Origin of the sequence: Streptomyces sp. NPDC059900 (assembly GCF_050270335.1) — a bacterium.
GTDB lineage: Bacteria > Actinomycetota > Actinomycetes > Streptomycetales > Streptomycetaceae > Streptomyces.
The window spans coordinates 1-9,417 of sequence record NZ_JBNNJZ010000325.1; the positions used below are offsets into that span (position 1 = coordinate 1).

The 9,417-nt window shown below is 69.3% G+C and carries 10 protein-coding genes and 1 pseudogene; 1 reads left to right on the plus strand and 10 read right to left on the minus strand.

Annotation, left to right across the window (positions count from 1 at the left end; all coding sequences use genetic code 11):
* Nucleotides 1-84 precede the first annotated feature (84 nt).
* From ACQKIP_RS30885 to ACQKIP_RS30915, 7 genes are all read right to left on the minus strand, one after another.
* Nucleotides 85-771, minus strand: a complete 687-nt coding sequence (locus ACQKIP_RS30885) for a potassium-transporting ATPase subunit C (protein WP_365858323.1) — start codon at nucleotides 769-771, stop codon at nucleotides 85-87.
* Between the two features lie 31 nt (nucleotides 772-802).
* Nucleotides 803-2,959 carry a potassium-transporting ATPase subunit KdpB gene (gene kdpB, locus ACQKIP_RS30890; RefSeq protein ID WP_365858321.1) on the minus strand — a complete coding sequence of 719 codons (2,157 nt, stop codon included), beginning with the start codon at nucleotides 2,957-2,959 and terminating at the stop codon, nucleotides 803-805.
* Nucleotides 2,956-4,620: a potassium-transporting ATPase subunit KdpA gene (gene kdpA, locus ACQKIP_RS30895; protein WP_365858319.1), complete on the minus strand. Its 1,665-nt coding sequence runs from the start codon at nucleotides 4,618-4,620 to the stop codon at nucleotides 2,956-2,958. Before kdpA ends, kdpB begins: the two co-directional genes overlap by 4 nt.
* A gap of 7 nt (nucleotides 4,621-4,627) precedes the next feature.
* The gene (gene kdpF, locus ACQKIP_RS30900; protein ID WP_033264828.1) at nucleotides 4,628-4,717 is read right to left on the minus strand and encodes a K(+)-transporting ATPase subunit F; all 90 of its coding nucleotides are present in this window, start codon (nucleotides 4,715-4,717) and stop codon (nucleotides 4,628-4,630) included.
* 309 nt (nucleotides 4,718-5,026) lie between these two features.
* Nucleotides 5,027-5,800, minus strand: a complete 774-nt coding sequence (locus ACQKIP_RS30905) for a DUF3710 domain-containing protein (RefSeq protein ID WP_365858317.1) — start codon at nucleotides 5,798-5,800, stop codon at nucleotides 5,027-5,029.
* Between the two features lies 1 nt (nucleotide 5,801).
* Entirely contained in the window at nucleotides 5,802-6,338 is a 537-nt protein-coding gene (dut, locus tag ACQKIP_RS30910) for a dUTP diphosphatase (RefSeq protein WP_365858315.1), read from the minus strand.
* Between the two features lie 14 nt (nucleotides 6,339-6,352).
* On the minus strand, nucleotides 6,353-6,937 hold the full coding sequence (locus tag ACQKIP_RS30915) for a PaaI family thioesterase (RefSeq protein ID WP_365858313.1): 585 nt from the start codon (nucleotides 6,935-6,937) through the stop codon (nucleotides 6,353-6,355).
* A gap of 58 nt (nucleotides 6,938-6,995) precedes the next feature.
* On the opposite strand from ACQKIP_RS30915, the gene ACQKIP_RS30920 reads away from it, so the two are divergent.
* Complete coding sequence (locus tag ACQKIP_RS30920) at nucleotides 6,996-7,442, plus strand: DUF3093 domain-containing protein (RefSeq protein ID WP_365858311.1); 447 nt, start codon at nucleotides 6,996-6,998, stop codon at nucleotides 7,440-7,442.
* A gap of 5 nt (nucleotides 7,443-7,447) precedes the next feature.
* Here the strand turns inward: ACQKIP_RS30920 and ACQKIP_RS30925 are convergent, their stop codons facing one another.
* The 3 genes and pseudogenes from ACQKIP_RS30925 to ACQKIP_RS30935 all read right to left on the minus strand — a co-directional run.
* Entirely contained in the window at nucleotides 7,448-8,377 is a 930-nt protein-coding gene (locus tag ACQKIP_RS30925; protein WP_365858309.1) for a hypothetical protein, read from the minus strand.
* 13 nt (nucleotides 8,378-8,390) lie between these two features.
* A complete protein-coding gene (locus ACQKIP_RS30930; RefSeq protein WP_055563079.1) occupies nucleotides 8,391-8,687 on the minus strand; it encodes a DUF4193 domain-containing protein in 297 nt (98 codons plus the stop codon).
* Nucleotides 8,688-9,080: 393 nt separating this feature from the next.
* Nucleotides 9,081-9,344, minus strand: a pseudogene (locus ACQKIP_RS30935) (sensor histidine kinase); the annotation flags it as partial.
* Between the last annotated feature and the right edge of the window lie 73 nt (nucleotides 9,345-9,417).

Sequence of the window (9,417 nt, forward strand, 5' to 3'; positions counted from 1 at the left end):
GCAGTATGGACGTACGCGATTGCGACCCGCAATGCTCCGGCAAGCGGCCGGAGCACCGCGCGTCACGGGTGAGTTGATGCGACGTCAGCTCTGTCCGGCGCCGGAGACCAGCCCCTTCAGCGCGATGTTGAGCTGGAGGACGTTGACCCGGGGTTCGCCCACGAAGCCGAGGATGCGCCCGTCGACGTGCTCGGCGACCAGCTTCTCGACCTTGTTCACGGCGAGGCCGTTCTTCTCGGCCACCCGGTGGACCTGGAGTTCCGCGTACTGCGGAGAGATGTGCGGGTCCAGGCCCGAGCCGGACGAGGTGACGGCCTCGGCCGGCACGTCGGAGGGCCTGACCTTGAAGCCGGGCGTGGAGTTGTCCTTGATCACGGCGGCCTTGGCGGCCCTGACGTTCGCGATCAGGTCCTTGCTGTCGCCCGCCAGGTTCGTCGCGCCCGAGAGGATCAGGTCGTACTGCGTGTTCACGCCCGCGTCCCGGTTGGAACCGAGGCCGTTGGACGGCCGGGGCTGGAACCACTTCAGATCCGGCTGCGCGGTCTCCTGGCCCTTCTTCAGCGGCAGGTCGTACCGCTGCCCGATGAGCTCGGAGCCGACGACCTTGCCCCCGCTCGTGATCTCGGACCCGTTGGCCTTGTCGTGGAACAGGCCCTGGGCTATCCCGGTGACGGCGAGCGGATAGATGACACCACAGATGACGGTGAGGACGAGCAGGGCGCGCAGCCCGGCCCCCAGCAACCGCGCCGTGCTTCCGACTGAGTTGTTCATGATGATCAGCACGCTTCCGAGGAGCTGGAGACTAGAGGCCGGGGATGAGGGAGATGACCATGTCGATGATCTTGATCCCGATGAACGGGGCGACGAGACCGCCGAGGCCGTAGATGCCGAGGTTGCGCCGCAGCATCCGGTCCGCGCTCATCGGCCGGTAGCGCACGCCCTTGAGGGCCAGCGGCACCAGGGCGACGATGATCAGCGCGTTGAAGACGACCGCCGACAGGATCGCGGACTCCGGGGACGACAGGTTCATGATGTTGAGCTTGTCGAGACCCGGATAGACCACGGCGAACATGGCCGGAATGATCGCGAAGTACTTCGCGACGTCGTTGGCGATGGAGAAGGTCGTCAGCGCGCCGCGGGTGATCAGGAGTTGCTTGCCGATCTCGACGATCTCGATGAGCTTGGTGGGGTTGGAGTCCAGGTCCACCATGTTCCCGGCCTCCTTGGCGGCCGAGGTGCCGGTGTTCATGGCCACGCCCACATCCGCCTGGGCCAGTGCGGGCGCGTCGTTCGTGCCGTCGCCGGTCATCGCGACGAGCTTGCCGCCGGCCTGCTCGCGCTTGATCAGCGCCATCTTGTCCTCGGGCGTGGCCTCGGCGAGGAAGTCGTCCACGCCCGCCTCGTCCGCGATGGCCTTGGCGGTCAGCGGGTTGTCACCCGTGATCATGACCGTCTTGATGCCCATGCGCCGCAGCTCGTCGAACCGCTCGCGCATGCCTTCCTTGACGACGTCCTTGAGGTGGATGACGCCCAGGACCCGCGCACCCTTGTCGTCCTCGGCGGCCACCAGGAGGGGCGTGCCGCCGGCCTGCGAGATGGTGTCGGTCAGGGTGCGGGCGTCCTCGGAGACGGTGCCGCCGTTCGCGGTGACCCAGGCGAGGACCGAACCGGCCGCGCCCTTGCGGACCTTGCGCACGGCTCCGTCCTGGACGAGGTCGACGCCCGACATCCGCGTCTGCGCGGTGAAGGCGACCCACTCGGCCCCTTCGAGCTCCCCCTGGTGGCGCTCGCGGAGCCCGTACTTCTCCTTGGCCAGTACGACGACGGAGCGGCCCTCCGGCGTCTCGTCGGCCAGCGACGAGAGCTGGGCGGCGTCCGCGAGTTCGGCCTCGGTGGTGCCGCGCACCGGCACGAACTCGGCGGCCTGCCGGTTGCCGAGCGTGATGGTGCCGGTCTTGTCGAGCAGCAGCGTCGAGACGTCGCCGGCGGCCTCGACGGCCCTGCCGGACATGGCGAGGACGTTGCGCTGGACCAGGCGGTCCATGCCCGCGATGCCGATCGCGGAGAGCAGCGCGCCGATGGTCGTGGGGATCAGGCAGACCAGGAGCGCGGCAAGCACGATCATGGGCTGCTCCGCACCCGCGTACACGGCGAACGGCTGGAGCGTGACGACCGCGAGCAGGAAGACGATGGTGAGGGACGCGAGCAGGATGTTGAGCGCGATCTCGTTGGGCGTCTTCTGCCGGGCGGCGCCCTCGACCAGGTTGATCATGCGGTCGATGAAGGTCTCGCCGGGCTTTGTGGTGATCTTGATGACGATGCGGTCGGAGAGGACCTTCGTGCCGCCGGTGACGGCGGAGCGGTCACCGCCCGACTCCCGGATGACCGGGGCCGATTCGCCGGTGATGGCCGACTCGTCGACGCTCGCGACACCGTCGACGACGTCACCGTCGCCGGGGATCACGTCGCCCGCCTCGCAGACGACGAGATCGCCGATGCGCAGCTCGGTGCCGGGCACCTGCTCCTCGGCCGTGCCGTTCAGCCTGCGCGCGACCGTGTCGGTCTTGGCCTTGCGCAGGGTGTCCGCCTGGGCCTTGCCGCGCCCCTCGGCCACCGCCTCCGCGAGGTTGGCGAAGATCGTCGTCAGCCAGAGCCAGACCGCGATCGCCCAGCCGAACCAGTCGCCCGGGTCCTTGACCGCGAGGACGGTGGTGATCACCGAGCCGACGAGCACCACGAACATGACCGGCGACTTGACCATGACGCGCGGATCGAGCTTCCGCACGGCGTCCGGGAGGGACTTCAGGAGCTGCCGGGGGTCGAACAGGCCCCCGCCGACGCGGCCGGCGTCCTTGTGCCCGCCGGGCACGTCCTGGTGCGGTGCCTGGCTCGGCGTACGGGTGGGGGTGGCGGTGGACATGGAGCCGGGCTCCTCTGGCTTCTTTGTGTCGGTGGTCATGACGCGAGCCCCTCGGCCAGCGGCCCGAGGGCGAGCGCGGGGAAGTAGGTCAGACCGGTGATGATCATGATGGCGCCGACCAGCAACCCGGTGAACAGCGGCTTTTCGGTGCGCAGCGTGCCCGCTGTCGCCGGAACCGGCTTCTGCTCGGCGAGCGAACCCGCGAGGGCGAGGACGAACACCATCGGCAGGAAGCGGCCGAGGAGCATCGCGAGACCGATCGTGGTGTTGAACCAGTTCGTGTCCGCGCTCAGCCCCGCGAAGGCCGATCCGTTGTTGTTGGCGCCCGAGGTGTAGGCGTAGAGGATCTCGGAGAAGCCGTGCGCCCCGGAGTTGAGCATCGAGTCCTTGGGCGTGGGCAGCGCCATCGAGACCGCGGTGAAGCCGAGCACCAGGGCGGGGGTGATCAGGATGTAGCAGGCCGCCAGCTTGATCTCGCGGGTGCCGATCTTCTTGCCGAGGTACTCCGGCGTACGCCCCACCATCAGTCCGGCGATGAACACCGCGATGATCGCCATGATCAGCATGCCGTACAGACCCGACCCCGTACCGCCGGGCGCGATCTCCCCCAGCTGCATGCCGAGGAGGTCGAGTCCGCCGCCGAAGCCGGTGTTGGAGGAGTGGAAGGAGTTGACCGCGCCGGTGGAGGTCAGGGTCGTGGCGACCGAGAAGATCGCCGAGCCGCTGATCCCGAACCGCGTCTCCTTGCCCTCCATCGCGCCGCCCGCGACATCGAACGCGGGAGCCCCGTGGTGGAACTCCGTCCACATCATCAGCGCGGTGAACCCGACCCAGATGGTGACCATCGTGGCGAGGATCGCGTACCCCTGCCGGAGGGAGCCGACCATCCGCCCGAAGGTCCTGGTGATCGCGAAGGGGATCAGCAGGATGAGGAAGATCTCGAAGAGGTTGGAGAAACCATTGGGGTTCTCGAAGGGGTGGGCGGAGTTGGCGTTGAAGTAGCCGCCTCCGTTGGTGCCCAGCTCCTTGATGACCTCCTGCGAGGCCACGGCGCCGCCGTTCCACTGCTGGCTGCCGCCGAGGAACTGGCCGACTCCGTGGATGCCGGAGAAGTTCTGGATCGCGCCGCAGGCGACCAGGACGACCGCGCCGATCACGGAGATCGGAATCAGGATGCGGACGGTGCCGCGCACCAGGTCGGACCAGAAGTTGCCGAGCTCGCCCGTGCGGGAGCGGGCGAAGCCGCGCACCAGCGCGACCGCGACGGCGATGCCCACGGCCGCGGAGACGAAGTTCTGCACCGCGAGGCCGCCGGTCTGCACGACGTGGCCCATGGCCTGCTCGCCGTAGTACGACTGCCAGTTGGTGTTCGCCACGAACGACGCGGCGGTGTTGAACGCCTGGTCGGGGTCGATGGACTTGAAGCCGAGCGAGCCGGGCAGCGAACCCTGGAGCCGCTGGAGCAGGTACAGGAACAGCATGCTCACGGCGGAGAAGGCCAGGACCCCGCGCAGATAGGCGGGCCAGCGCATCTCGGTGTCCGGGTCGGCGCCGATGCCCTTGTAGATCCACTTCTCGACCCGCAGATGCTTGTCGGAGGTGTAGACCCGGGCCATGTGGTCGCCGAGCGGACGGTATGCCAGCGCCAGCGCCGCGATCAGCGCCAGGAACTGGAGCACACCAGCTAGAACAGGACTCATGCCGTACTCAGAACCTCTCCGGGAACACGAGAGCGAGGACGAGATAGCCCAGTAGGGCGACGGCCACGACGAGGCCGACGATGTTCTCGGCAGTCACAGCTTCGCCACCCCCTTGGCGATGAACGCCACCAGTGCGAAGACCGCGAGCGTGGTGACGACGAAGGCCACGTCGGCCATCGTGTGCTCCTAGATGAGATGCGATTGATCTGACGTCTTGAGCAAACCCCCTCCGTGGCCGGATTCGACCGCCGTTGACGGCTCCCATACGTCCGTTGGCACTCCGTTGACGACTCTCTTACGGATGCCGCCGCCGTACCGCTCTCACCTGCGAAAACGCGAAAAGGCCGGTGGGCCGCACTCCCGTCGGGGAATGCGGCCCACCGGCCTCGCTGCTCTGCCGGGGCGGCTAGCGCACCTCGGTGATCTCAGGGCCGCGCTGGAGCTGGCCCATGCCGCCCGAGAAGCGCGAGCCCTCCTGCTGCTCCTGCTGGACGGTGCCCTCGGCGACCATCTGGGCGTCGTCCGGCAGCTTCAGGACGATCGGGTCGCGGGGCGCCATCGGGCCCTCGCCGCGCACGACGACGGTGTCCCGGAAAATCTGTTCGAGGAGTCCCGCGGCCTGCGGCTGCACCGCGCCCTGGCCCGAGATGACCCCGCGCAGGAACCACCGCGGACCGTCGACACCGATGAAGCGCACGACCTGCACGCCGCCGGTGCCGTCCGGCAGCTGCACCGGCACCTGCGCGCGCAGCTCCCAGCCGAGGGGGCCCTCGACCTCGTCGATGACACCGCCCTGCTGGGTGATGCCCGAGGCGATCTCCTCGCGGACCTCGCTCCAGATGCCCTGCTTCTTGGGGGCCGCGAAGCCCTGGAGCTGGATGGCGCTGTCCTGGAGCACGACGGTCGCGGCGACGATCGCGTCACCGGCGACCTCCACCCGCAGCTCCATGCCCTCGACACCCGGTACGAAGAGGCCGCCCAGGTCTACGCGGCCCTCTCCGGGCTCACGGACCTCCGAGGCGTCCCAGGGACCGTCGGGGCGGGGCTCGGGCTCGAGCGCCACGCGCGACGGCGCCGCGGCCGTGTCGTCACTGTCAGCGCCGTCAGGGGCCCCGACGACCTGCTCGGCCTCGCCCGCCGCGTCCTCGGCGGCACTGTCCTTCTTGCGACGTCCGAACACGTCACTGTCCTTCCCGGTCAGATACGACCGATGCGTATCGATTCCCACCCGTTTGTTGATCCGAGCCTGCGCCCACGGCAGCATGGCCGCCGGTGGACCCGAAGCCCCCCTCGGCCCGCGCCGAGCCGGGAAGCTCCGCCACCTCGCGGAAGCGCACCTTCTCGACCTGCTGGACGACCAGTTGGGCAATCCGGTCGAAGCGCTCGAACCGCACGCTCTCGCGCGGATCGAGATTCACCACGATCACCTTGATCTCTCCACGGTACCCGGCATCCACCGTCCCCGGGGCATTCACCAGGGCGACACCGCAGCGTGCGGCGAGCCCCGATCGCGGGTGCACGAAGGCCGCGTACCCCTCCGGGAGCGCGATAGACACCCCGGTGGGCAGCACCGCCCGCTCACCGGGAGCGAGTTCGCATGCTGCGGTGGTCCGCAGGTCCGCCCCCGCGTCGCCGGGCTGCGCGTACGACGGCAGCGGCACCTCAGGGTCGACACGGCGGATCTGGACGTCGAGCTCCGGCCGGAGCGCGGCGGTCACGGGGGTCACGGGGGTCACGGGTTCACCTCGAAGGCACGTGCGCGGCGGGTCTGGTCCGGGTCGTCCATCGCGGCCCGGATCTCCTCGGGACGGCCGTTCTCGATGAAGTGGTCGACCTTGACCTCGATGAAGAGGGCCTCGGCACGGACGGCGACGGGCCCGTCGGGGCCCCCGATCCGCCCGGTGGCCCGCGAATAGATCTTCCGCCCGGCGACCGCGGTCACCTCGGCGTCGAGGAAGAGCACGGTGCCCAGGGGCACGGGCCGTACGAAGTCGGTCTCGAGGCGGCCGGTCACGGCGATCACCCGCAGCAGCCAGTTCAGCGAGCCGAGCGTCTCGTCGAGCGCCGTGGCGAGCACCCCGCCGTGGGCGAGGCCCGGCGCGCCCTGGTGGGCCTCCCGGACGGTGAACTCGGCGGTGACGCCCACGTCTTCGCCGGCCCGCGTCGCGAGGTGCAGCCCGTGGGCCTGCCCCTCGCCGCAGCCGAAGCAGTGCTCGTAATGGGCTCCGATGAGCTCGCCGGGGGCGGGCGCGTCGGGGTGGCGGACGGGCGCTATTGCGTCGGCCGGGGGCGTCAGAGCTGCTGAAGTACCACTCACGACCGCAGACCTTACCCGCGAGTCCACCGACTCCACTCATCGTGCCAAGCTTGCTGGCATGCAGCCTTACGAAGAACGCCTGACGGCACCCCGTTCCTGGTGGCTTGTCTCGCTCCTGGTCGGCATCGCGGCGGCGCTGATCATGCTCCCCTTCGGCACCCTGCCGCTGCTCGGCGGCCTGGCCGCCGGCACGGCGGTCGCCGCGGTCGTCACCAGTTCGTACGGCTCCCCGCGGATCCGCGTGGTGGCGGACTCACTCGTCGTGGGAGACGCGAAGATCCCGGTCTCCGCCCTGGGCGAGGCCGAGGTGCTCGACGCGGAGGAGGCGCGCGCCTGGCGCGGGCCGAAGGCCGATCCGCGCGCCTTCATGCTGCTGCGCGCCTACATCCCCACGGCGCTGCGCGTGGAGATCACGGACCCGCAGGACCCGACTCCCTACGTGTACGTGTCGACGCGGCACCCCGAGGCGCTCGCGGCCGCGCTCACGGCCGTACGGGCTTCCTAGGCGCGTCAGGCGCCCAGCTCCTCTGGCGGGTTGCCCGGACGTGACGGGTCCAGGGGCTGCGCGGGCTGCTCAAGGGGCGGCAGCTCGATGAGGGCGCCCCAGGGCACCTGCGACCTCCGCAGGTCCGCACGGACCCGCTCAGCGAGTTTCCTGGTGTCCCGGCGGTTCATCACCGCCCCGACCGCGGCGCCGACCATGAAGGGCATCAGGTTCGGGAGGTTCCGCACCATGCGTTTCATGATCTGCTGGCGCAGCTCGCGCTTCATCTGGCCGCCGAGCGCCGCGTTGACCGTCGCGGGCTTCGCTACGTCGATGCCGCGCTCCTCGGTCCACGCGGTGAGGTAGGCGGAGCTGCGCTCCTTGAGATTGCCGGGCGGGCGGCGGCCGTAGACCTCGTGGAGTTCGGCGATCAGCTTCAGCTCGATCGCCGCGACGCCGGTGATCTCGGCGGCCAGCTCCGCGGGCATCGCGGGCGGCACGGGCAGCATCACCGCCGCGCCGATTCCGGCGCCGACCGTCGAGGTCGCGTTGGCCGCGCCGGAGATGAGTTTGTCCGCGAGCTGATCGGGGCCGAGGCCCGGGAACTGCTTGCGGAGGGTGTCCAGGTCGCGGACCGGGATCCGCGGGGCGTTCTCGATGATCCGGTCGGCGAGATAGCCGATGCCGGCTCTGGCGGCGCGTCCGCTCGCGCGTACGCCCGCCCTGACTCCGTTCGTGACGGCGGCAACGCGGCCCTTGGACCCGTTGGTCCCGGACGCCTTGTCGACCGCCGTCGCGTCGTGTGCCGCCTCCAGGGCGTTCGCTGGTCCGAGCGAGGCTTTTCCGTTGGGGGAAGAGCCCCGCTCGTCGTCACGCACGCCGTCGAAGGCGCCGTTCTCTTGGTCCGCTCCACGCTTGCGGAAGCGGCGCTTCCTGGGCGGGGTCGAGCCTGTCACGGCCGACCCTGCCCTAGTCGCAGTCGCGGCAGATCGGCTGGCCGTTCTTCTCCTTGGCCAGCTGGCTGCGGTGGTGCACCAGGAAGCAGCTCATGCAGGTGAACTCGTCCTGCTGCTTCGGGAGCACCCGAACAGCGAGCTCTTCGTTCGAAAGGTCCGCGCCGGGCAGCTCAAGGCCCTCTGCGGCCTCGAACTCGTCGACGTCTACGGCCGAGGTCGACTTGTCGTTCCGCCGCGCCTTCAGTTCCTCGATGCTGTCCTCGTTGACGTCATCGTCGGTCTTGCGTGGGGTGTCGTAGTCCGTTGCCATGTCGCTCTCCCCCTCTGGGTGTCTGCGGTGTCTCAGCGCACGTAACGCATGAGAGGCCGGACTTGTGCCCGACCTGAGGCGGAGATTTTGCCTCACATCAAGGTCTGTTACTCAATCGACACCCAACCGCACCCCTGAAGAGGTGATCGGTTTGGATGGCGATCGGGACCGTACACGGTCCGGATGTCGCACTTCACAGGCGCCACCCCGTGTACTTCCCGTGATCAAGACCCCCGAAAACCCGGATTTTCCCGGCTTTCCGACGACTTTCACGATCACGGAGAGTAGATGGCCGAAAAATCGCTCCTGTGATCGATCGCACATGGAATCTCCGGGAGCAGGTCCAGAAAATTCCGCGCAAAGCGAACACATCGGCGCGTCCGCGGCAGCATCTCAGAGAGGAAGGGTGACTCGCATCACGAGCCCTCCCCCCTCGCGCGGCTCCGCGATGATACGGCCCCCGTGGGCCCGCGCCACCGACCGGGCGATCGACAGGCCAAGCCCGACGCCCTTGTCGCTGCCCGTCCGCTCGGTCCGCAGCCTCCTGAACGGCTCGAAGAGGTTGTCGATCTCGTACGCGGGCACGACGGGACCCGTGTTCGACACCACGAGGACCGCCTGGCCGTGCTGGGCCTCCGTGGTGACCTCGACCCCCCCCCCCCCCCCGGCCCCCCCCCCCCCCCGAGACCAGGAGGCGTAGCCCCCCCCCCCCCCCCAACGCCCCGTGTTG